Annotated in this window: 16 protein-coding genes; 9 read left to right on the forward strand and 7 right to left on the reverse strand. The window is 71.8% G+C overall.

Annotation, left to right across the window (positions count from 1 at the left end; translation table 11 throughout):
• The first annotated feature begins 19 nt into the window (after positions 1-19).
• From H576_RS0100665 to H576_RS13780, 5 genes are all read left to right on the forward strand, one after another.
• Positions 20-1,240 carry a hypothetical protein gene (locus tag H576_RS0100665; protein WP_029149313.1) on the forward strand — a complete coding sequence of 407 codons (1,221 nt, stop codon included), beginning with the start codon at positions 20-22 and terminating at the stop codon, positions 1,238-1,240.
• The gene (locus H576_RS13775) at positions 1,240-2,589 is read left to right on the forward strand and encodes an O-antigen ligase family protein (RefSeq protein WP_156888049.1); all 1,350 of its coding nucleotides are present in this window, start codon (positions 1,240-1,242) and stop codon (positions 2,587-2,589) included. The genes H576_RS0100665 and H576_RS13775 overlap by 1 nt, the downstream gene beginning before the upstream one ends.
• A gap of 63 nt (positions 2,590-2,652) precedes the next feature.
• Complete coding sequence (locus tag H576_RS0100675; protein ID WP_029149314.1) at positions 2,653-4,563, forward strand: glycosyltransferase; 1,911 nt, start codon at positions 2,653-2,655, stop codon at positions 4,561-4,563.
• A complete protein-coding gene (locus H576_RS0100680; RefSeq protein ID WP_029149315.1) occupies positions 4,560-5,522 on the forward strand; it encodes a glycosyltransferase family 2 protein in 963 nt (320 codons plus the stop codon). The genes H576_RS0100675 and H576_RS0100680 overlap by 4 nt, the downstream gene beginning before the upstream one ends.
• Complete coding sequence (locus tag H576_RS13780; protein WP_051171956.1) at positions 5,522-5,977, forward strand: DapH/DapD/GlmU-related protein; 456 nt, start codon at positions 5,522-5,524, stop codon at positions 5,975-5,977. The genes H576_RS0100680 and H576_RS13780 overlap by 1 nt, the downstream gene beginning before the upstream one ends.
• Position 5,978: 1 nt before the next feature.
• Here the strand turns inward: H576_RS13780 and H576_RS0100690 are convergent, their stop codons facing one another.
• On the reverse strand, positions 5,979-7,865 hold the full coding sequence (locus H576_RS0100690) for a DUF6020 family protein (RefSeq protein WP_029149316.1): 1,887 nt from the start codon (positions 7,863-7,865) through the stop codon (positions 5,979-5,981).
• Between the two features lie 80 nt (positions 7,866-7,945).
• The gene (locus H576_RS15985) at positions 7,946-9,790 is read right to left on the reverse strand and encodes a glycosyltransferase family 2 protein (protein ID WP_029149317.1); all 1,845 of its coding nucleotides are present in this window, start codon (positions 9,788-9,790) and stop codon (positions 7,946-7,948) included.
• Between the two features lie 139 nt (positions 9,791-9,929).
• On the opposite strand from H576_RS15985, the gene H576_RS0100700 reads away from it, so the two are divergent.
• The 4 genes from H576_RS0100700 to H576_RS13795 are packed head-to-tail and all read left to right on the forward strand — an operon-like array spanning position 9,930 to position 15,960.
• Complete coding sequence (locus H576_RS0100700; protein WP_029149318.1) at positions 9,930-11,627, forward strand: glycosyltransferase family 2 protein; 1,698 nt, start codon at positions 9,930-9,932, stop codon at positions 11,625-11,627.
• 5 nt (positions 11,628-11,632) lie between these two features.
• On the forward strand, positions 11,633-13,723 hold the full coding sequence (locus H576_RS13790) for an acyltransferase family protein (RefSeq protein ID WP_051171958.1): 2,091 nt from the start codon (positions 11,633-11,635) through the stop codon (positions 13,721-13,723).
• Positions 13,724-13,733: 10 nt separating this feature from the next.
• Positions 13,734-15,422 carry a DUF6020 family protein gene (locus tag H576_RS0100710; protein WP_029149319.1) on the forward strand — a complete coding sequence of 563 codons (1,689 nt, stop codon included), beginning with the start codon at positions 13,734-13,736 and terminating at the stop codon, positions 15,420-15,422.
• A gap of 43 nt (positions 15,423-15,465) precedes the next feature.
• Complete coding sequence (locus H576_RS13795) at positions 15,466-15,960, forward strand: GtrA family protein (RefSeq protein ID WP_036318784.1); 495 nt, start codon at positions 15,466-15,468, stop codon at positions 15,958-15,960.
• Here the strand turns inward: H576_RS13795 and H576_RS0100720 are convergent.
• The 5 genes from H576_RS0100720 to H576_RS0100740 all read right to left on the reverse strand — a co-directional run bounded on the left by H576_RS0100720 (position 15,939) and on the right by H576_RS0100740 (position 23,053).
• Complete coding sequence (locus H576_RS0100720; protein WP_029149320.1) at positions 15,939-16,874, reverse strand: glycosyltransferase; 936 nt, start codon at positions 16,872-16,874, stop codon at positions 15,939-15,941. The genes H576_RS13795 and H576_RS0100720 overlap by 22 nt on opposite strands.
• Before the next feature lie 79 nt (positions 16,875-16,953).
• Positions 16,954-18,243, reverse strand: coding sequence for a hypothetical protein (locus H576_RS0100725; RefSeq protein ID WP_029149321.1), 1,290 nt, complete (start codon positions 18,241-18,243; stop codon positions 16,954-16,956).
• A 73-nt stretch (positions 18,244-18,316) separates the two neighbouring features.
• Positions 18,317-19,819 carry a glycosyltransferase 61 family protein gene (locus H576_RS15990; protein ID WP_029149322.1) on the reverse strand — a complete coding sequence of 501 codons (1,503 nt, stop codon included), beginning with the start codon at positions 19,817-19,819 and terminating at the stop codon, positions 18,317-18,319.
• Positions 19,820-19,839: 20 nt separating this feature from the next.
• Positions 19,840-20,994: a UDP-galactopyranose mutase gene (gene glf, locus H576_RS0100735; protein ID WP_029149323.1), complete on the reverse strand. Its 1,155-nt coding sequence runs from the start codon at positions 20,992-20,994 to the stop codon at positions 19,840-19,842.
• A gap of 46 nt (positions 20,995-21,040) precedes the next feature.
• Complete coding sequence (locus tag H576_RS0100740; RefSeq protein ID WP_029149324.1) at positions 21,041-23,053, reverse strand: DUF6541 family protein; 2,013 nt, start codon at positions 23,051-23,053, stop codon at positions 21,041-21,043.
• Between the last annotated feature and the right edge of the window lie 6 nt (positions 23,054-23,059).

Raw genomic sequence — 23,059 nt, forward strand, 5'->3', positions numbered from 1 at the left:
ACGCCGTAGTCTGAACCCCATGGCGCCGCGCACCGCACACCCCGTCGCCGCGCCCCTCAGCGCCCCGGCGCGCGAGCGGTCGCGGCACCTCTTCCTGCGCTGGCACGCGACCCTCGTGCTCTTCCTCGCGCTCACGGCCGGCTGGTGGGCTCCGCCCCTGGGCGCGGCCGGGACGGGCATCGTCGCGGCGATCGCGACCCTCGGAACCCTCGGCATCTGGATCCCGAGCATCGCGCGCCGCCGCGGCGCCCGCGCGTTCCGGTGGCGGCGGCTCCCCTGGGCCGCGTTCGGCTTCATCGTCGTCGTGTTCGCGTCGTGCGCGTGGTCGCCCGACCCCGCGGGCGTCGCGATCGTCGGGGCCGGCCTCGTCGCCCTCACCTCGCACGCGATCTTCGTGGCCGACATGCTGACGTGGGGCGAGATCGTCCGCGCGCTCGAGATCGCCCTGCGCTGGGCGCTCGGCGGCGCCGTGGTGCTCGCGATCGTCGGGCTGTGGGCGCAGACCGAGTGGATCCACGAGGTCACCGACCGCTCCCCCCTCCTCGGCCTCCTCGCCGTCGTCGCCCTCGCGGTCTTCGGCGTGCGCCTGCGCGTCGGCGTCGTCGAGCACGCGTCGATCGAGCGGATCCTCGCCCGCATCGCGTGGCTCGTCGTGGCCGCGGCGCTCGTCGTGCGCTCGGGATCGCCCATCGCGTTCGCGGCGGCGGCGCTCGTCGGCGCGATCCTCACCGTCGCGCTCGTGATGCGCCAGCAGACGACCCCGGGCGGGCGCACGCGCACCTACCTCCTGTTCGCGGCGCTCGCCGTCGTCGTCATCGTCGCCGTGCGGATCGCGAACCCCGGCCTCCTCACCCTGCGGGTCGGCGGCGCCTGGGAGACGGCGTGGACCCACCTCGGCGTCCCCGGCGTCGTCGTCGCGGGCGTCGCCTGCGCCTCCTTCGTGTGGCGCGCCTGGTTCTTCGCCGTCGACCGGCCGCGCTGGGACGCGCGCTCCGACCGCGCCTTCTCCCCTCTGACGCTCGCGCCGATCCTCGTCGCCTGGGCGCTCCCCGTCGCGGGCGCCGCGGCGCCTCTGCCCCTCATCCTCTGGGGATGGCTCCTCATCGTGATGTTCGCCTTCGCGATCAAGGTCGCGCCGGTCCTGACCCACCCCGACCGCGCCGCGGCGATCGGCTCGCCGACCCCCACGCGCGGCGCGCCGCGCGCCGCCGAGCCCGCCGTCGCCCGCGAGATGCCCTGATGGCGGCGATCCGCCGCACGGCCCTCTCCGCCCTGGCCGACGTCGTGCGCTCCGCGGCGTTCGCTCGCGCGTACACGTTCGCGGCCCTCGCGGCCGCCTTCGGGAACGCCGCCATCCACCGCGCCAACGGGCCCATCACGATGGGTGCGATCGTCGCGATGCTCGCCGCGATCGGCATCCTGATCCTCGTCTCGCGCCGCGACGAGCTCTCGGTCATCGGGTTCGCCCCGTCGACCCTCGTGCTGTTCGTCGTGTGGGCGCTCGTGAGCGTCGCCTGGACCCTGCCGTCGACGCGCGGCCACGTCATCGCCGCCTGGATCGCGCTCGCGGGGTGGGCCGTCATCGGCGTCACGATCGCGCACATCCGCGACACGCTCCAGATCGCGCGCGCGATCGGCGACGTGCTGCGCGCCCTCCTGTCGCTCTCGCTCGCGCTCGAGGTGCTGTCGGGGATCATCTTCGACACGCCGTTCCCGTTCCTCGGGATCAGCGGCGACCTCGCGCTGGGCGGCCCGATCCAGGGCATCTTCGTCTCGCGCAACCTCCTGGGCTTCGTCGCCGTGCTCGCCCTCGTGGCGTTCGTGATCGAGTGGCGCTCGCGATCCGTCACGGGCGTCACGGCCGTGTACTCGATCGCGCTGGCCGGGCTCCTCGTCGTGTTCTCGGGATCCCCGACGGCGCTCGTCGTCCTCGTGGTGCTGGCCGTCGCGACCGTCGCGCTGACGGTCGCCCGCCGGACGCCGCCCGTCCGGCGGCGCGGCACGCACCTCACGATCGCGGCGCTCGCGGGCTTCGCCCTCCTCGTCGCCTACGTGCTGCGCAACCCGATCATCTGGTTCCTCGCCGAGCGGTCGGGCTTCGCCGCGCGCGCCGACCTCTGGAACCAGATCCTCGACTGGAGCACCTACCAGCCGATCACGGGGTGGGGCTGGTTCGGATCCTGGGACGACGCGTCGTTCCCCACGAACGTCATCGACTACGCGCTCGGCACCGCCAACGGGTCGGCGCTGTCGAGCTTCTTCGACGTGCTCCTGCAGCTCGGCTGGGTGGGCCTCGCCCTGTTCGTCGTCCTGTTCGGCACCGCGCTCGTGCGCGCCTGGCTCGCGGCCGCCGACCGCCGCTCGGTCGTCTACGCCTGGCTGCCGCTCACGATCATCGCCCTCGCGGTCGAGAGCGTGTTCGAGAGCTACACGCTCGCGAACCTCGGGTGGGTGCTGCTCGTGATCTGCGCGGTGCGCGCGGGGCAGGAGCGCTCCTGGCGCACGCGCATCGATCCCGCCGCCCCGCTCCCCCTCCCTCCGGGGATCCCACCGGCCAGCCCTCAGGGCCCTCGCGCGACGGACGGGTAGCCTGGGTTCGCCCTGGCGCGCGGCGCACGGGGCGTGATCTCGACCCCGCCGGAGCTGCCACACATGACGTTCGTCCTGCAGAACGTGGTCTTCCCCACCGACCGCGACCCCGACCTGCTGCCGCTCTACATCGATCCCGACACGTGGTCGGTCATCGACGAGAAGCCCGTCCGGGTCACGAACAATGCGCAGATCGGCGACATCACGGGGCGCACCTCGGCCCGCGTCGCGGCCCGCGAGCGCACCTCGTTCGCCACCTACTTCAACGCGTTCCCCGCCGCGTACTGGCAGCACTGGACGAGCGTGCGCCGGATCCGCCTGACGGTGCGCACGCAGGGCACCGCGACCGTGCTCGTGTACCGCTCGAACGGATCGGGCGTCCAGCAGCGGATCGACACGGCCGAGGTCGAGGGCGCGGCCGAGTCGTCGTTCGACATCGCGCTGACGCAGTTCTCGGACGGCGGCTGGATCTGGTTCGACATCGTGTCCGGCGAGGAAGACGTCGAGCTCCTCGGCGCGCAGTGGACGACCGAGCACGAGCCCGCGCGGCTCGGCAGGGCGTCGCTCGGGATCACGACCTACAACAAGCCGACCTACTGCGTCGACACGCTCGCGGCCCTCGCCGACTCGCCCGACGTGCTCGACGTCGTCGACCGCGTCTTCCTCATCGACCAGGGAACCGACCGCGTCGACGCTCAGCCCGCGTTCCCTGAGATCGCGTCGCGCCTCGGCGAGCAGCTGCAGGTCATCACGCAGCCGAACCTCGGCGGCTCGGGCGGGTTCTCCCGCTCGATGGTCGAGACCCTGAAGCGCGAGGACAGCGACTTCGTCCAGCTGCTCGACGACGACGTGCGCATCGAGCCCGAGTCGATCCGCCGCTCGGTGATGTTCGGCAGGTACACGACCCGCCCGACGATCGTCGGCGCGCACATGTTCGACCTGCTCGACCGCCCCCGCCTCCACGCGTGGGCGGAGGTCGTCGACGAGGCCCCGTTCATGTGGCGCAACCTCTACCAGGAGCAGATGCCCCACGACTTCCGCGAGGCGAATCTGCGCCAGTCGCCGCTCCTGCACATGCGCATGGACGCCGACTACAACGGCTGGTGGATGTGCCTCATCCCGAAGGCGGCGATCGAGGCCGTCGGCCTCTCGCTCCCCGCGTTCCTCAAGTGGGACGACGCCGAGTTCAGCCTCCGTGCGCGCGAGGCGGGGATCCCGACGGTCTCGCTCCCCGGGGCGGCGCTCTGGCACGTGTCGTGGGTCGGCAAGGACGACGCGATCGACTGGCAGGCCTACTTCCACGCGCGCAACCGCATCGTCTCGGCGCTGCTGCACTCCGAGGCGCCCGAGGGCGGCACGCTGCTGCGCCACTCGCGTCGCGTCGACCTCAAGCACCTCATGTCGATGCAGTACTACCCCGTCGAGCTGCGCCACCTCGCGCTGCGCGACATCCTGTCGGGTCCCGCGCACATGCGGAGGACGCTGACCACGCGCATGCCCGAGGCGCGCGAGATCGCGAAGCGCTACCCCGAGACGGTCGTGCACAAGGATCCGAGCGAGGTCCTGCACTCGCGCCGCGGGCGCCAGGTGTTCCGCCTGCGCCGGCGCAACGAGTTCGACAGCCCCGAGGGCATGCGCCTGCGCGTCTTCACGGCCAAGACGATCGCGAACCACTGGCTCCACGCGCCCGATCCGCGCAACGTCGAGACGCCCGAGGTCGAGTTCGGCAAGGAGGACGCCCACTGGTGGCGGGTCCCCCTGTTCGACTCGGCGCTCGTGAGCGCGGCCGACGGATCCGGCAAGCAGATATACACGCGCGATCGCGCGAAGTTCCGCGCGATGCTCGTCGAGTCGGTGCGCCTGCACCGCCGGCTGCGCCGCGAGTGGAGGAAGCTGCAGCGCGCCTACCGCGATGCCCTGCCCGAGCTCGTGTCGGAAGGCGCGTGGCTCGAGACGTTCGGAGAGAAGAAGTGACCGCGTTCGACCCGAAGACCGCGACGATCGTCGTCGTCACCTACAACCGCTCGCACCTGCTGACGCGCCTGCTCGACTCGCTGATCCGCATGGACCCGAAGCCGGGGCACGTCGTCATCGTCGACAACGCGTCGACCGACGACACGACCGAGCTCGTCGCCTCGTACGAGGGCCGGACGGGATCCGAGATCGTGTACCGCCGCCTCGACGAGAACACGGGCGGATCCGGCGGCTTCAGCGCCGGCATGGAGGTCGCGTACGAGCTCGGGTCCGAGTGGATCTGGCTCATGGACGACGACGTCGAGGTGCTGCCCGACGGTCTCGCCCGCATGGGCGCGTGGACGCCCCGCTTCGACCACATCCAGGGCCGCCGCTACGACTACGACGGATCCGAGTTCTACTGGCAGTACCGCGTGTCGACGTCGCTCGGGATCCCGATCCCCTTCGCCCCGGCCGGCTTCGACGACTCGCACTACCGCGAGATGAACTCGGGCTGCTTCGAGGGCATGTTCATCAACCGCTCGCTCGTCGAGCGGATCGGGCTGCCCGACCCCCGGTTCTTCATCTACTGGGACGACACGATGTACGGGTACCTCGCCTCGCGCTACGAGCCGTGCGTCATCGTCGACGAGTTCGTCCTGCAGCGCACGCGCGAGATCAAGCAGTGGGACATGGGGACGCGGCACCTCAACGCCTCGAGCGACATGTACCGGTACTACATCATGCGCAACCGCGGCATCATGAGCCACTACTACCGGGCGCACGGCGACTACCGCCCGCTCGCCTTCGCGGTCGGCACGGCCGCGACGTTCGCGAAGGAGCTCATCCGCCTCGCCTTCGTCGAGCGCCGGATCACGAAGAAGGGCTGGGGCAACCTGTGGCGCGGCATGCGGGACGGGTGGCGGATCTCGCGCGACGCGAGCTTCGAGGTCATGCCGCCCCTGACCCCCGCGGCCTGATGCTCGAGATCGGCGACGACGCGCGGATCGACAAGCGCGTGCAGTTCAACCACAACGACGAGGTGACGATCCGCGTCGGCGATCGCGCCAAGTTCTACCGGGGCACCGAGTTCACGGGCCCCGTGACGGTCGGCGACGACGTGTTCATCAACCGCGACGCCTACATCCGCCCGCACACGACGATCGGCGACCGCGTCAACATCGGGCCCTTCGTGCGCCTCGTGACCGACACGCACGAGATCGGCCCCGCCGAGCGCCGGGCGGGCGCGGTGCGCCACGACCCGATCGTGATCGGCGACGGGTCGTGGATCGGGGCGTCGGCGACGATCGTCGGCGGCGTCACGATCGGCAGCGGATCCATCGTCGCGGCCGGTGCGGTCGTCACGGAGGACGTGCCCGACAACGTGATCGTCGGCGGCGTCCCCGCGAAGACCCTGCGCACGCTGCCGGCCTGAGTCAGGCCGCGAGGCGCAGCGCCTCCGATCGCTCGCCCGGCGCGGGATCGTCCGCGGCTCCGGGCACGGCGGCGCACGCGGCGCCCGCGGCGAGCGGGAGCGCCGCGAACAGCGCGAGCGAATAGCGCATCCCGCCCGACACCGGCCCCGCGACGAGGGTGAGGAGCAGGACCCCCGCGGGGACGAAGAGCGCGGCGGCGCGCCAGCGGCGCTCGCGGAGGACCATCGCGGCGCACACGATCCAGGCCCAGGTCACGAAGCCGGGCGAGACGAGGAGTCCGAGCACCGGGATCCGGCGGAGGCCGTCGCCCAGCATCCCCGACTCGTACACCGCACGGACGGCGCCGGCGTCGGGAAGGCCCGACGGGATGTCGAGGTGCACGTCGCGCACGTCGTTGCTCGAGAGGAGCGGGATCCCGTCGTACGACGGCGCCGAGGGCGCCCAGTAGCCGACGGTTCCGGCGAGCGTCGCCTCGATCGCCGGGACGGGGTGCGCGGCGGCGAGGCGCAGCCAGCCCGCGAGCGCGGGGCCGGTGCCGACGTGCGCCCAGCCGTGATGCGCGTCGGCCTTCACGGAGTCCGAGATGGACGGGTCGTACCGGGCGCCGATGCCGTCGGCGCCGTTCGCGGGGAAGATCCGGTCGAGGAAGCCGCGCTCGTCGGGGGTCAGGCGATCCTGGTCGTCGGCCGCGATGCGGGCGAGCTGCTGCACGGGCAGCGACCACGCCTCCGCGGCGGGGCCCGGCCGCGCCCCGAGTGCGTGGGCGAGCGGCCCCGAGTAGAGGGCGAAGACGACGAGGACGCCGGCGAGGACCGCGATCGGGCGCGCGGGGCGACGGCGCCACGCGAGCGCCGTGAGGATCACGAGCCCGAGGACGACGACGTACACGCCGTTGTTCCGCGCCATGACGACGAGGGCGCCCGACGCCCCGAGGAGGATCCACATGACGCGGCGCCGGCGCGCAGACGCCCCGCGGGCGATCGTGAGGTCGCCGACGCAGGTGAGGAAGACGACGAGGACGCTCGCGAAGGGCGAGTCCTTGATGATCGTGACGGAGAACAGGGCGAGGACCGGCGAGAGGGCGACCCACGCGGACGCGCCCGCCCAGATTCCCGGGCGGACGCCCCACGCGGCCACGCGCCAGAGCATGAAGGCGCAGGCGAGCGAGCTCGTGAGGATCTGGAGGGCCGCGCCGATCGCGACGGCGGCCGTGTCGCCCCAGCCGAGGGTCGTGCCGAGGAAGTCCATGCCCGCGACGAGGATCGAGTGGCCGAGGGGCTCGTACAGCTCCCACTCCCCCGTGCGGACGGAGGCGAACGACCGGAAGGTGTCGAACGGGACGATGCCCGGGAACCACAGGAGGTAGACGGGTACGCGAGAGGCCGCGATCACGCCGGCGAGGATCGCGAGAGCCGCTGGGCGGCCCGACGCGACGGCGCCCACGGCGCGGCCGAGCCGCGACCGGTCGGCGGAGCGGCCCGCGGTGTCCCGCGCGCGGGCGCGATCGCGCGCGATGAGGAGCGCCGCCACGGCGCACGACGCCGCCCACCCGACGCCGACGAGGTGCAGCGCCCACCAGGCGAGGGTCCCGGACCCCGCCGTCGCGATCGGGGCGAAGCCCGCGCCGGGCTGAGCGAGCGAGATCCCGGCTGTCTCGGCCAGCGCGAACGCGCCGCCGAGCGGGGCCGCCCATGCCCACGTTCCGGCCGAGGCCCGCGCGAGGACCCACCGGCCGGAGGCGAGGGCCGCGACGAAGAGGAGGAGGCCGGCGCCTCCGGCGTCGTCGAACGCCGTGCGCAGGGTCTCGGGGCTCCCGCCCGCCGCGAAAGCCAGGGCGGCGGCCAACGCGCCGATGCTCGCCGCGGCCCAGGAGATGCCGCGCGGCATTCGGAATATCACACGTCGATCATGCCGCACCCGCGCCGAGGAAACGCCGCGGGTCGGGGCGCCTCAGCGTCGGCGCGCGCTCAGTACCCGACCTCGGGGTGGCGCCAGCCGCGCCACTGCTCGAAGGATCCGCGCACGAGCTGGCTGCCCGTCTGCGGCCACGTGTGCTTCGCGGCGTGCCGGATGTACATGTAGCCGAGGCTCTGCGTGCGGTAGCCGACGCCGCCCTGGGTCTCGACGCGGATCAGAACCGATCGGTCGGTCGAGTTGGGCGTGGGCCGCCACCCGCCGAGCGCGTCGAACGCCGAGCGCGTGAGGAGCATCGCGCCGCCCGCGACCTGGTCGTGGTAGCGCTCGGTCGCGAAGGTGCGGTGGACCGTCTGATTCACCTCTTCGAAGAACAGGTACTCGGTCGTCTTGCCGACGATGTCGGCGCGCGAGTAGAGGTGCGCGAGGACCAGGTCGGACACGTGGTGCTCGCTGTACCAGTCGTCGTCGTCGAGCTTCGTGATGAGATCGCCCGTCGAACGCCGCACGCCCTCGGCGAGCGCCGCGCCGAACATGACGTCCCCCGCGACCTCGACGATCCGGACCTCGAGGTCGCCGAGGTCGGCGCCCGACAGGTCGGGGGCGGGGACGCCGTGCACGATGACGACGACCTCCATCTCGGCGTAGGTCTGCTTCGCCATCATCTCGAGCACGCCTGGGATCAGCTCGGGGCGCATCGTCGAGAGAATCACGCTCACCCGCGGGAGGAGGCGATAGCCCGTCGTCGCCCGGGCGGCCTCCGCGAGGCGGAAGAACCCGCCGTGCTCGCGCATCGCCGCGCGGCGCAGCTCGACGGAGCGCAGCTCGCGCTCGAGCCCCATCGTCTGGCGGTAGGGCCGGCGGATCGCGTCCGTGATCTCCGGGGCGAGCGCCTCCTCGGCGATCGTCGCGCCCGCGGGGAGCGAGTGGAGGATCGTGTCGGTCGCGGCGATCTCGGCGAAGCGCGCCGCGAGGCCCTCGGGAACCGACCCGAGCCCGGAGAGATCGATGTCCTCGATGCCGCGCAGGCGGCGGACCGCGGCGGCGGGGAGCGGGCGCTCGACGTCGAACGCGAACGGCTCGGGCGCGTCGAAGTCGCCGGCGTCCGAGGCGGGGACGTCGGCCTCCGTCGTCTCGAGTCGCGCCGTGCGGCCGTCGATCACGAGCGCGGCCGCGGAGCGCGACGGCTTGAAGACGAGCTCGCGGCCGATCGGGTTGTGGACCGCGAGGTCGATGACGGGGCGCTCGGTGCGCGGCACGGCGTGCGCCGCCTCGGCGACCGTGAGCCGGTGCGTCGCGAGGTCCTCCGCGTCGGCGACGCCGTGCTCGGCGTCGAGGAGCAGGTCGGCGCGGCGCAGCCCCACGCCCTGCAGCCGCTCGACCATCGGCTCGACGGGAGGGACCGTGCGGTTCGGGAGGAGAGGCAGAACCGCGTCGCCCGCGCCCGGGGCGACGGCGACGAGCGGGAACCCTGCGCCCGCGAACGGAGTCGCGGGGGCGAAGAGCGGGATCAGGGCGTTCGCGATCTCGAAGATCGGGACGGGCGACGAGGTCAGGACCCGCGCGAGCGCCTTGCGCCGCCCGGGGTCGAACGACACGTCGACGCGGTCGAGCCCGCGGACCTGGCCGAGCGATCCGCGCCACCTCGGCGTCGGGGCCTCCCACACCGCGATGCGCACCGTGAGGTCGGTCGTCGTCGGGGCGCCCTCGCGCGGGAGGGCGAGGTGGCGCAGGATGTCGACGTCCTTGACGACGACCTGCGCGACGGTGCGCTCGGCGTCATCGGATCCCGCGGTCTCGGCGACCTGCTCGGGCGTCTCGAGCTCCGGCCACGGCCCGCGCTCGTTCCAGAGGCTGGGAGCGATGTCGGCCGACTGGCCACGGGAGAACAGCGGCATGGGTGTCATTCCTGGTCGTCTCGACGAGTGGTGCCCCGCCAGTCTAGGGATCCGCGCCCCACGGACTCTGCGATTCGCCGGGCCGCGGACCCGTGTGTCTCCTCAACGAGGCGAAAACCGGCGACGATAGACTTCCCGGGTGACTCGACCTGGCCAGCACGCCGACGCGCAGCCCATCGTCTTCCGCAACCACTGGCGAGACGTCTTCGACGGCACGGTTCCCGACGACTGGGAGCCCACGCTGTCGGTGTCGGTGATCATCCCCGCCTACAAGTCGAAGACGCTCGAGTTCACGCTCGCGTCGCTCGCGGCGCAGGACTACCCCGAGCATCTCCTCGAGGTCGTCGTGCTCGACGACGGCGGCGGCGAGGAGCCCGTCGAGATCGGCGAGTACGCCCACCCGAACACGCGGCTCATCCGGGTGCACGAGGTCAGCGACGGCTGGGGCCGGTCGAACGCGACCGACATCGGCATCAAGGCCACGACGGGCGACATCATCTACTGGGTCGACTCCGACATGATCCTGTTCCGCGACAACGTGCGCCAGCACGCCAAGTGGGCCCACTTCATCCCCGAGGCGGCGACGATCGGCGACAAGGGCTTCATCGAGACCTGGGACTACACGCCCGAGCAGGTCTTCGAGAAGGTGCGCGACGACTCGATCCGCGACGACTACGACCCCGCCGAACTGTACGAGCACTGGTCGATGGAGATCTACCGCAGCACCGACGAGCTCAACGACTCGAACGGCCGCAACTACTCGACGCACATGGGCGCGACCGCGACCGTCACGCGCGAGGTGTACGACCGGACCTTCGGCCAGGACACGCGCCTCCACCTCGGCGAGGACACCGAGATCGCCTACCAGCTGTGGCAGGCCGGCGCCGTGTTCATCCCCGTGCACGAGGCGCTCGCCTGGCACATGGGCCCCGGCACGGTGCAGCACCAGGGCGAGAAGGTCGCGTGGCACAACAACGTGCACTTCGCGCAGCGCATGCCGATCCCCCGCTACCGCCGCACGGCCGACAACCGCATCTGGGAGGTGCCCCTCCTCACGGTCGTGACCGAGGTCACCGCCGAGACGGCGAAGTGGGCGCGGCCCGCGATCGACCGCATCCTCAACAACACGCAGACCGACGTCCACGTCGTGCTCGTCGGCCCGTGGAGCGAGCTGCACGAGGGTCGGCGCCGCATGCTCGCGGATCCGCTGAACGAGCTGTACCTCGTCCGCGAGTGGTTCCGCACCGACAACCGCGTGAAGTTCGTCGAGGAGCGCCCCGAGACGGTCTTCCCATCGCCGTTCCGCATCGACATGCCGATCACGGTCGCGCTCGAGAGCACGAGCCTCCAGGCGATGTACCGCAAGATCGACCAGGAGCAGCACGGCGCCGTCCGCTACTTCACCCCCGGGCACGGCAACGACGAGGCCGTCACGATCTGGAACTCCTACGCCGTCGCCCGCGCGACGAAGTACGTGACGGGCGAGCGCACGCTCATCGACGCCGTCGCCGACGTGTCGGGCTTCGAGTGGGCCGCTGGCGACGAGGCGAAGATCTCGGACCTCCGCGACCACGACGATCTCGACCAGCGCATCGTGCGCGTCGACCCGATCGTCGCGCGTCTTGAGAAGGACCTCTGGCGCATGACCAAGCGCGCTGAGGCCGCCGAGGCCGAGGCCGCCGACCTGCGCGGCGTCACCCTCACGCGGCAGATCGCTCGCCGCGCCAACGGCGCGACCGGCGGTGCCGCGGGCCGCGTCGCGCGCAAGGCGAACGACGCCCTCGGCGGGCTTCCGTCGCGGGCCGCGCGCAGGATCCGCCGGGGGCTCTCACGCTGAGCACCATGGCGCAGAAGCCGCAGAACCCGAACGGGGCCCGCACCAGCGGGCCCCGTTCGGGTTTCCGAGCTGATATTCAGGCACTTCGCGCGATCGCGGTAGCGAGCGTCCTCCTGTATCACCTCTGGCCCAACCGCCTCACGGGCGGCTTCGTCGGCGTCGACGTCTTCTTCGTCATCAGCGGCTACCTCATCACGTCGCACCTGCTCCGCGAGAGGGAGAAGACGGGGCGCATCGCGCTCGGCACGTTCTGGGCGCGCCGGGCATCGCGTCTGCTGCCTGCGTCGCTCACGACGCTGCTCGTGACCGCCGTCGCCGTCATCGTGTGGGTTCCGCGCACGGCGTGGCAGCAGTTCCTCGGCGACGTCACGGCGTCGGCGCTCTACGTCCAGAACTGGAACCTGCAGGCGCAGGCCGTCGACTACCTCGCGTCCGATCAGAACGCCTCGCCCGTGCAGCACTTCTGGACGCTGTCGGCCGAGGAGCAGTTCTATGTCATGCTCCCGCTCCTGCTGGTCGCCGCGTTCTGGACGTTCCGCCGCTTCGCCTGGCGCCGCGTCGCGTTCCTCGTGATCGGCGCCGCGACGCTCGCGTCCTTCGCCTTCTCGCTGTGGCTCATGCACGCCGACCCGAGCGAGGCGTACTTCTCCACCTTCACCCGCGCGTGGGAGTTCGGGCTCGGGGCCATCCTCGCGTTCGCGCCGCCCCTGGCGAGCAGAGCCCGCGCGACGACCGCCGCCGTCGTCGGCGTCACCGCGATCCTCGTCGCCGACGTCGCCTACACGGGCTCGACCCCCTTCCCCGGCGCGACGGCGCTGCTGCCCGTCGTCGGCGCGGCCCTCGCGATCTGGGGCGGAGCGTCGTCGCCGCTCGAGCGCTTCGGACGCTTCTCCCCCGTCTCATTCCTCGGCCGCGTGTCGTACGCCGTCTACCTCTGGCACTGGCCGTTCGTCGTGATCCTCCCGTACGTCACGGGTCGCCCGCTCACGACCCTCGACAAGCTCGTGATCATCGCGGCGAGCCTCCTGCTGGCCTGGCTCTCCACGACCTACCTCGAGGACCTCGTCCGGCAGTCGCCAAGACTCCTGAAGGGCAGGCGCCCCCGCACGATCGCGATCGTGAGCGCGGCCGGCATGGCCTGCGTCCTCGCGGCGTCGCTCGGCGGGGCGCAGGTCCAGCGCTACGACTCGGACCACGCGGCTCAGGAGATCGAGCAGATGCTCGAGGACCCGCCCGAGTGCCTCGGCGCGTCGTCGGTCGGCGACGACGGCTGCGACCCCGCGACGGACGACCTGCTCACACCCCCCGATTTCGCGGCGCAGGACATGCCCGACGTGTACGACACCGACTGCATGTCGGCCGACGACTTCGCCGAGCACACCGTGTGCCATTACGGCAGCGACGACCCGAACGCGACCCAGGTCGCGCTGATCGGCAACTCGCACGCGGCGCAGTATCTGCCGCCGCTCGAGCGGATCGCGAAGGACGAGAACCTCGCGATCACGACCTATCTGACCTACGAATGCCACACCGTCGATCGCACGATCGTGTTCGACGAAGCCGACCGCACGGCGGGGTGCACTGCGTGGAACGACTGGGCGATCCCGGCGGTCGAGGACGGCGGCTACGACCTCGTCCTCACGAGCAATCGCACGCAGCGACCCATCGCGGGATACGAGGGCGACGATCAGGTCGACGCCGACCAGCAGCAGCAGGTCGACGCGTACGGCCGCGTGCTGACGCGGTGGAGCGACGCCGGGGCGCGGATCGTCGTCTTCCGCGACGACCCGCGCCGCGATGCCGAGCAGTCGACGGCGCCGGAGTGCGTCGCCGCGAACGGGCCGGGCGAGGCGTGCGACAGGCCGCTCTCGGACGCCGAGGTGCCCGACCCCGAGGCAGACGCGGCCCAGCATCTCGCCGATTCCGGCCGCGACGTGTCGATCTTCGATCCGACCCCGTGGATCTGCCCCGACGACGTCTGTCGGTCGGTCGTCGGCGGCGTCATCGTCTGGTGGGATACCAATCACATGACGAAGACGTTCGCCACGACCCTCGAGGGGCCCATCCGCAGGGTGGTCGCAGGAGATCGCCAATAGGGTTTACCTCGTGAAACGGATCGACTGGGCCGCGGCTTCTCTCTCGCTCACTCTCTCGGTCCTCACGGTCCTCGGCGCCTCGTACGACGACTCCGCGAGCGCAGCCTGGTTCGCGGGATCCCGGGGAGGCGCGATCTCGAGCGCGATCGCCGTCGTGCTCCTCGCGATCGCCCTCTATCTCGTCGTGTCGCTGCTGTTCCGCGGCCTCGACCGCATGTGGGACCCGTCGCGCCCCGCTGAGGAACCCGTGCGCCTGGGACGACGACTCCTCGCATACGGCGGGGTCGTCCTCGCGGGCTGGCTGCCGTGGCTCCTCGTGCACTACCCGGGCAACATCGACTCCGACACGATGACGCAGCGGCTGCAGTGGATCGGGTACGCCGAGCCCGTCAACCACCACCCGTGGTTCGACACCATGGTGTTCGGCTGGTTCTGGGGTCTCGGCGGTGCGCTGGGCGACGACCGCGTCGGCCTGTTCGCCTACCTGGTCCTCCAGGAGATCGCGACCGCCGCGGGCGTCGGCCTCGCCATCGCCTATCTGGGCCGCATCGGCCTCGCCAGGTGCGCGCAGTGGGCGCTGACGGTCGTCGCCGCCGTCTTCCCCGTGTTCGCTCTCGCACCGTCGGTCATGAGCAAGGACGCGTTCGCCAACGTGTTCTGGCTCCCGACGCTCGTGTTCCTCACCGAGATCGTGCGCACCCGGGGCGCCGTCCTCCGGCGCCCGTGGGTCTCGGCGGGCGGCATCGCGGCGATCACCCTCCTCGTGCTGGCGAAGCGCACCAACGTCTACCTCCTCGTCATCTGCGCCGTCGTCCTCCTGTTCGTCGTCGCGCGCGGCGTGCGGCTGCGCCTCGCGGCCGGGGCCGTCGGCGTCCTCGTCGTCACCGTCGGGGTCTGGCCGATGCTCGTCCTCCCGGCCATCGGAGTCAAGGACGCGACGTCGACCGACATCATGACGGTGTTCGTCCAGCAGACGGCGCGCACGGTCCAGGAACACGGGGACGAGCTGCCGGAAGACGAGCGCGAAGCGATCGACGCCGTGCTGCGGTACGACGGCCTCGGTGAGGCGTACGACCCGACCCGATCCGACAACGTCAAGGGCCGCTGGGACGCCGACGGTCCGGTCGGCGAGAAGCTCGCCTATCTCCGCGTCTGGTTCGCCGAGCTCCTGCGCTACCCCGGCACGTACCTGTCGGCGACCGCCGCGAACACATACGAGTACTTCTCTCCCGTGACGCCGATGACGATGCAGATGACCGACGTCCTGGATCGGTACGTCGACTTCTGGGAGTCGCGCAGCTACGACGAGGTCACGACGGACGACGTCCAGGTGCTCGTCGACGGTCTCAGCCAGCCTCAGGCCCTGGACGGGGCGCGCGAGACGGCCAACGGGCTCTACACGCTCGCGGCAGACGGGAACCCCCTGTTCTCCAAGGCGATCTTCTCCTCGTGGATCCCCCTCCTCCTGCTCGCCTGGGCGATCCGCCGGCGGAGCGGACTCCACGTTCTCGCGACGATCCCGATGTTCGTCACCCTCCTGTTCCTCGTCGCGAGCCCCGTCGCCCTGCCCCGGTACATCCTCCCGATGGTCACCGGCGCGATCTTCGCCGTCGGCCTCATGATGACCCCCGCACGCCGACAGGAGCAGGGCGAGGCTCCGCTCCCGCGTCCGCAGGATCCTCAGCAGGGCGGTCATTAGGATGGCGGGGTCGTCCGCCCCCGTCCACGATCCGGAGATCCGCATGCCGAAGAAGGGCCTCTTCGCCAAGGTTCGTCAGGCGGGAGCCTTCCTCGCGATCGGCGGCATCGCCTTCGTGATCGACTTCCTGACGTACAACGGACTCGTCTTCTGGGTCACCGGGCACGGGCCGATGTTCGAGCACCCCATCTGGGCGAAGATCATCGCGATCGTCGTCGCGACGCTCTTCACCTACGTCGGCAACCGGTACTGGACGTTCAACGACCGGCACCTGCCGCACAAGCTCTCGCGCTACGTGATCTTCGTCGTCGTCAACGGCTTCGCGGTCCTCCTGCAGCTCGCGCCGCTGTGGGTCTCGCGGTACGTGCTCGGGCTGCACGACCCGATCTCGGACAACATCTCGGGCACGTTCATCGGCCAGATCCTCGCGACGGCGTTCCGCTACGTCGCGTACGACCGCTGGGTCTTCCCCCACACCCCGAAGCCCGAGGCCGTCGACGAGACGCCGGCCGCGCGTCAGCGCGAGGCGGCCGAGTAGCGCAGGTACGCGAGGCGGCTCGCCTCGCGGCGCTCCTTGAGCACACCGTCGAGCACGAGGCCGACCGCCCAGGCGAGGCCGCCCGCGACGCCGAGCGCGACCGTGACGAGGGCCGTCGGGAAGCGCGGCACGAGACCCGTCTGGGCGAACTCGACGATGAGCGGGATCCCGAGGATCACGGCGACGAGCAGGAACACGGCGCCGACGATGCCGTAGAAGAACAGCGGGCGCTCGTGGCGGATCAGCTGGATCACGAGGTTCAGGATCCGGAAGCCGTCGTGGTAGGTGCGGAGCTTGCTCTCGCTGCCGGCCGGGCGGTCCTTGAATCCGACGGCGACCTCGGCCTGCGGCACGCGCAGGCTCATCACGTGGACCGTGAGCTCGGTCTCGATCTCGAACTCGCGGGACGCCGCGGGGAAGCTCTTGACGAAGCGGCGCGACATGACGCGGTACCCGCTCAGCATGTCGCCGACCTCGTCGCCGAAAACGCTGCCGACGAGCAGGTTGAAGCCCTTGTTGCCGAGCTCGTGGCCCGATCGATACGCCGACTCGACGCCCTCGGGCTGCGTGCGCACGCCGAGCACGTGGTCGTACGGGCCGTCCTGGAGCGTGCGGATCATCTCGGGCAGCGCCGCGGCGTCGTAGGTGTCGTCGCCGTCGATCATGACGTAGATGTCGGCGTCGATATCGGCGAAGGCGCGGCGCACGACGTTGCCCTTGCCCTTGCGCTCCTCGCGCCGCACGATCGCGCCGGCGGCCGCGGCGACCGCGGCCGTGCGGTCCGAGCTGTTGTTGTCGTAGACGTAGATCGCCATCTCGGGCACGGCCGCGCGGAGGTCGGCGATCACCTGACCGACGGCGACCTCCTCGTTGTAGCAGGGGACGATCGCGGCGATCACGGGGGGCGTCGACATGCGGCGTGCGGGTCTTTCTCGAGGAAGGCGGCGGCGCGCGGTCCGGCGCGCGCCCTCCCCCGATCCTAATCGGGGCCGCTCAGCCGCCGCGAAGCCTCCGCGCGACGCGCCGCGCCGCTTCCCGAACGAGGTCGGCGGCGCGCAGCTCGCCGACGAGCGGGCCCTCGCGCAGCCGCAGCTCGTGGCGCAGGCGGTCGCGCTCGGCCGCGAGCCGCGCCTGCTCGCGCTGCGCCGTCGCGAGGGCGGTCGTGGCCACGGCCGCCGCGGCGGCCTGCTCCGCGCGGTGGTCGCGGACGATCCCGCGTGCGACCGCGACGGCCACGTCGACGGGAACGTCGGTCGCGTCGTTGTGATGGGGCGCGTCAGTCGCCCGGCTCGCGATCCGCAGGGCGTCGAGATCGCCGACCACCCGCACGCCGGTCGCGGCGATCTCGTCCGCGTGGCGCCGGCTCGCCGCGTCGGCGAGGTCGGCCGCCCACCCCGGGAGCGCGAGAACCGCCTCGTCGCCGCGCGGCCGGCGCTCGAGGATCGCCTGCGGCAGCGCGATCGGCAGGCGCCCCTTCCGCTTCTCGAAGGAGGTCTCCGGCGCTTCGTACGCCTCGTTGAGCGCGAGCATGAGCGAGGCCTCGCCGACCGTCATGCCGCGGTTCGCGACGCCGCCGTCGTCGGCGACGTCGAGCATGCCCGCGGGCAGGCCGAGCATGCCCTCGAACGCACCCGTCAGGTTGTCGCGGTGCGCCGGGTCGACGACGACGACCGTGACGTTGTCGGCGCCGACGACGCGCGCCCAGCGCTCGACGATCGCGCCCTGCTCGGCGCGCATCGCGACGTGCTTCACCTGCCACCGCGTGTGCGGGTCGGGCGCAGGGCGATCCGTCAGCGTGTAGGCGAGCCAGTCGTCGAAGGTGTGCAGCATCGTCGTCTTGAGGAACTCCTGCCACGTCGCGGTCAGGATCGAGCCGAACTGGCGGACCGAGACGACGACGTGCAGGTCCTCTCCGAGCTCGTCGCGGAATCGCCGCGCCTGGTCGTCGTCGCTCTCGGCGATCCACTCGTGCGAGATCCAGACGCGGCGCTCGGTCTCGGAGTCGACGCGCCGGCGCAGGTCCGACCAGTGCTCGGGACCCGGAACGCCGTCGGTCTCGGCGAGCCGCATGCCCATGAGCGAGGCGACGGGCATGAGGTGGTCGTGGCGGTTCGTGAGGCCCCGCGGGTACAGGACCCCCGCGCGCTTGAGCGCGCCGTGCCGCGCGACGGCGGTGCGCTGGAGCGCCGTCGTGCCGGTCTTGGGCAGGCCGATATGGAGCAGGCGAGAACGTTCGGGAAGGAGCAGCTCGGGCGCTGCCCCTTCATGAGATGAGGCGGGCATGCATGCCATGCAACCGGAGGACCGTATGCGCGTCGTTGCCCCGGCTTGTGGATCTGTGATGTGCCGCGTCGCCCTACCGGCGGCGCAGGCGCGAGACGATGCCGCGGTACCAGGGCGCCGGAGCCGGCCGCTCGATCGGCTCCCCCAGGTCGGCGCCCGCGACGGCGATGGCAGCGTCGTCGCCCTCGCGGATGAGCTGGACGCGCTGTCCCACTCGCTCACCGAGGTCGAACGCGACGCTTCGCCCGTCGTCCGTGTCGGGCAGCACCCACACGGTGTCCGGCGTCGCGTTGGGCTCGGCGGCCGCGACGTCGCGCGCGATGTCGGCGGCGGATCCGCCGTCGACCCGGATCATGCCGTAGGTCGGCCGATCCCCCGTCACGAAGGTCTCGACGTAGAGCGCGTACGGCAGCTCGTCGACGCGCCCCGCGAGCTTCGCCACGGCGCGCGGGTCGTCCTCGAGGCGCGTCGAGACGACGAGCGCCGTCTGGACCCCGGAGACCTGCGCCGCGTACAGGCGCCGTGCGCCGATGTCGAGGAGACGGTCGACGCCCGTCGAGCGGATGAGCGCGACGGCCGCCTTGTCTCCGCGGATCGGGTGCCGCCGCGCCGCGACCGGCACCTCGAGGGCGTCGAGCAGGGCGACGGCGTTACGGGAGAACTTGCGCACGACGCGCCCCTCGGCCTCGACGATGCGCTCGCCGGCGAGCGAGAAGAACTCCTGGTCGACGCCGCGGGCGTCGCCGATCGTGCGGAAGTTGCGATGCTCGGGGCCGCGGCGGCGGATCACCCGGAAGCGGCGCCCCGCGACCGAGCGCATGAGCAGCAGGAGATGGAAGGCGGACCCCTCCTCGCCCGCGATCGTCTCGGCGCGCGAGAGCTCGTCGAGCTGCTCGGCCACGGTCAGGGCCTCCGGGACGACGATCCGCCAGCCGGCGTCGGCGAGGTGGCGCTCGGCGACCGCGGACGACTCGTCACGCGCCCCACGCTCGAGCGAGCCGCGCGAGAGCCACACACGGCGCCCCGGCTCCGGCGCGGGCCCCTCGTACTGCGCGAGGAAGGCCGCGTGCTGCGGATGGATCCAGTCGTCGTACCGATACCCGATGTCGGGCACGTGCAGGATCGGGAAGCGCGTGGGCTCGGCGACGGCCACGTGAGCGTTGCGCACGCCGATGATGTCGAGGATCTCCCGCTGCCAGCCGAGGAGCTCCACGCCGCCCGGGGCGTCGACCGAGTTCTCCCAGACGACCGGAAGCTCGGGGTGCCGAGCCGCGTACCAGAGACGCGGAAGCGACTCGAGGAGGAAGTGCCCGAAGTGATTGGTGAGCGGACCGCCGAAGACGCCCTCGACGACCGAGCCGTCCCGCGCGGTCGCGGGCACGCGCGATGCGGGGAGCGGCTCCCCGTGATCTCCCGAGCGGCGGTTGATCGCGGTGCCGGCGACGTAGCCGTCGGCACCGTACACGCCGCCCCGGAGGATCGAGGCGTCATCGGGATCGCGCACCGTGGGGACCACGAGGGCGTCGTCGACGCGACGCACCCCGAGGCGCTCACCTTGCGGCGTCTGCTCGCTCACCGCGCGCGATCCCGATCTCGTCAGTCGTTCGATCCGCCGAAGTCGTTGCGCCACATGGAGAGCGCCGACCCGATGGCCATGTGCATGTCGAGGTACTTGTACGTGCCGAGGCGGCCGCCGAAGTGCACGTCGCTCTCGCCCTTCGCGAGCTCGCGGTACGCCAGGAGACCCGCGCGGTCGTCGTCGGTGTTGACGGGGTAGTACGGCTCGTCGTTCTTCTCGGCGAAGCGCGAGAACTCGCGCATGATGACCGTCTTGTCGCCCGGGTACGTCTCGGCGCGCTCGGGGTGGAAGTGCTTGAACTCATGGATGCGCGTGAACGGCACGTCGGCGTCGGGGTAGTTCATGACGGGGGTGCCCTGGAAGTCGCCGACGTTCAGCACCTCCTGCTCGAAGTCGAGCGTGCGCCACTGCAGGAAGCCCTCGGCGTAGTCGAAGTACCGGTCGACGGGCCCCGTGTACACGACGGGCACCTGGCCGACCGCGGCCTTCTTGCTGTAGGGCTGCGACTCGTCGAAGAAGTCGGTGTCGAGCTTCACCGTGATGTTGGCGTGGTCGGCCATGCGCTCGAGCCAGGCCGTGTAGCCGTCGGTGGGCAGGCCCTCGTGCGTGTCGTTGAAGTACCGGTTGTCGTAGTTGTAGCGCACGGGGAGGCGGCTCACGATGTCGCCGGAGAGCTTCTCGGGCGAGGTCTGCCACTGCTTGGCCGTGTAGTGCGCGAAGAACGCCTCGAACAGCGGACGCCCGACGAGGGCGACCCCCTTCTCGTAGAAGTTCTTGGCGGTCGCGACGTCGAACTCGCCGGCCTGCTCGTGGATCAGCGCGCGGGCCTCGTCGGGCGAGTAGGCCGCCTGGAAGAACTGGTTGATCGTGCCGAGGTTCACGGGGAGGGGGTACACGACGCCGGCGTGGTTCGAGTACACGCGGTGCACGTAGTTCGTGAACGTCGTGAAGCGGTTGACGTACTCCCACACCGTCTCGTTCGAGGTGTGGAAGAGGTGGGCTCCGTAGCGGTGCACCTCGATGCCGGTCTCGGGCTCGGCCTCGCTGTAGGCGTTGCCGCCGATGTGGGTGCGCCGGTCGATCACGGTGACCTTGCGGCCGGCCTGTGCGGCCCGCTCAGCGATGGTCAGGCCGAAGAAGCCGGAGCCGACGACAAGAAGATCGGTGTCCATGTCCTCATTCTTCCAGACAGCGGCGCCCGCGCCTGTGAGCGGCGCGTCAGGGCAGGGGCCCGCACTGGGTGATCTCGTACAGGGTCGACCCGCCGTCGCTGGCGACCTCCGTGAAGAGCCCGCGCTCGACCGCGGCGTGCGGCCCCGGGAAGTGGTTGCCCGACGGGTCTCCCCCGCCGAACTCGTGCGGGTCGTACAGCACGTACCGCACGCGCAGCTCGTCGAGCGCCGCGCACACGGCGGGATCCGTGTCGATGTCCTGCAGATGCCAGGCGAGGACGAGGCGCGCGGGATCCCACTGCCCGTTGACGTGCGGGAAGACGGGCTCGCGGCCCGCGTACAGGCCCGTGAGCGCGGAGCCGTCCCAGGGATCGCCCAGCACGCGCTGGTCGTCCGGGACGATCGAGGCGACGACGTCGCGCTGGAAGTCGATCTGCCGCTGCGAGACGACCTCCCAGGCCGCGCGATCGGTCGGCAGCGCGAACGCGTCGGCCGTCGCCTGCGTCATCCCCGTGAGCCCGAGCGTCAGCGCCGATGAGACGGCGATCGCCGCCGCGACGGCGAGGGCGATCGCCTTCTCTCCCGCGCGCCGCGCCCCGCGCAGCCAGCGGACGATCGAGACGGTGCCGAGGGCCGCGAGCGGGACCGCGAGGACGGGGATCGCGGCCGCGAGGCGGAAGCGATCCTTGTACCAGGTGCCCGTGAGGATCTTCGTGACGGGATCGTCAGACCCCGCGGCGAGCACGAAGAGCGCCGCCGTGACGGCCGCGGCGACGACGATCCAGCGAGCTCCCCTGCGCCGCCACGCCGCGATGGCCCCGGCCGCCACGACGATCGCGAGCGGGATGGCGGGCCAGGTCACGGCGGGAGCGCCCGTCGTGAGCGACTGCTGCATCACGACCTCGACGATGCCCTGCCACAGCGGCTGCACCGAGAGGGCCTGCGGCCCGTTCAGCCGGTCGGCGAGGGGTTCGTCGAACAGGCCCAGGCCGACGACGGCGTAGGCGAATGCCGCGGCGAACGCCGCGACGGCGACGGCGATCGACCAGAGGAGCCAGCGCCGCGCGATCGTGCGACGTCGACCGCCGCTCTGCACGGCGCGCCGGTACGCGCCGGCGAGCACGGCCACGACGAAGGGGATCCCGATCAGCGCCCATGTCGCGAGCACGCGCGGATGCGCGACCCCGATCGCGCCGACGGCCAGGAGCACGGCGATCGCCGCGACGAGGACGGCCCGCGCACGATGACGCGCGACGAGCGCACCGCGTATCGCGACGATCGTCACGGCGACGGCCGCGGGCAGGAGGGCGTGAGCGAGGAAGGTCGGGTAGATCGTCCCCCAGGCGAGAAGCGCGTACGGGTACGCGCCGAACGCGGCCCCGAGTGGGAGCGCGACGAGCCCGACGAGGCCCGCGGAGCGGCCGGGCAGGATCACCTGCGCGAGCCAGGCGACGCCGGGGAGCCACACGGCGACGGCCACGACGAGCCAGAGCGCGTTGAACGCGACCGCGACCGTCGACCCGCTGAGCTGCACCGTCGCGGCCGCCATGAGGTGCCAGCCGTCCGGGTAGTAGGCGAGCCCCGAGTCCGCGGTCTCGATGAGCGATCGCAGGGTGAAGGGAGAGGGCGAGAACCCGTCGAGGATCGCCGTCGTGGCGGACAGGTGGAAGACGTTGTCGTACGTCTGCGAGATGCGATCGGCGTCGGGGACGCCCGCGAAGGCGACGATCGCCACGACAGCGGCACCGAGGATCCACGCCGGCGCCGCCCAGCGTCCGAGGCGCGCGGGCGTGATCACGAGCGCCGGAGCCAGACGGCGCACCCCCCACGCGATGAGCGCGAAGACGACGGCCGGGACGAGCGCCTGCCAGGCCCGGAAGGACAGGCCCGCCGCTCCCGCGAGGGCGCCCGCGACACCCCACGAGCCGACGCCTGCGAGCCCCGCGAGGCCCGCGCGCGCGAGGAGGCCCGCCCGCAGCGGTGCGGTGGCGACGAGCCCTGGCGCCAGGACGACGACGAGCGCCGCGAGGGCCGCGGGCAGCGCCCCCAACCAGGTCATGTGCGC

The sequence above is a fragment of the Microbacterium indicum DSM 19969 genome (assembly GCF_000422385.1).
In the GTDB taxonomy this organism is placed as follows: domain Bacteria; phylum Actinomycetota; class Actinomycetes; order Actinomycetales; family Microbacteriaceae; genus Microbacterium; species Microbacterium indicum.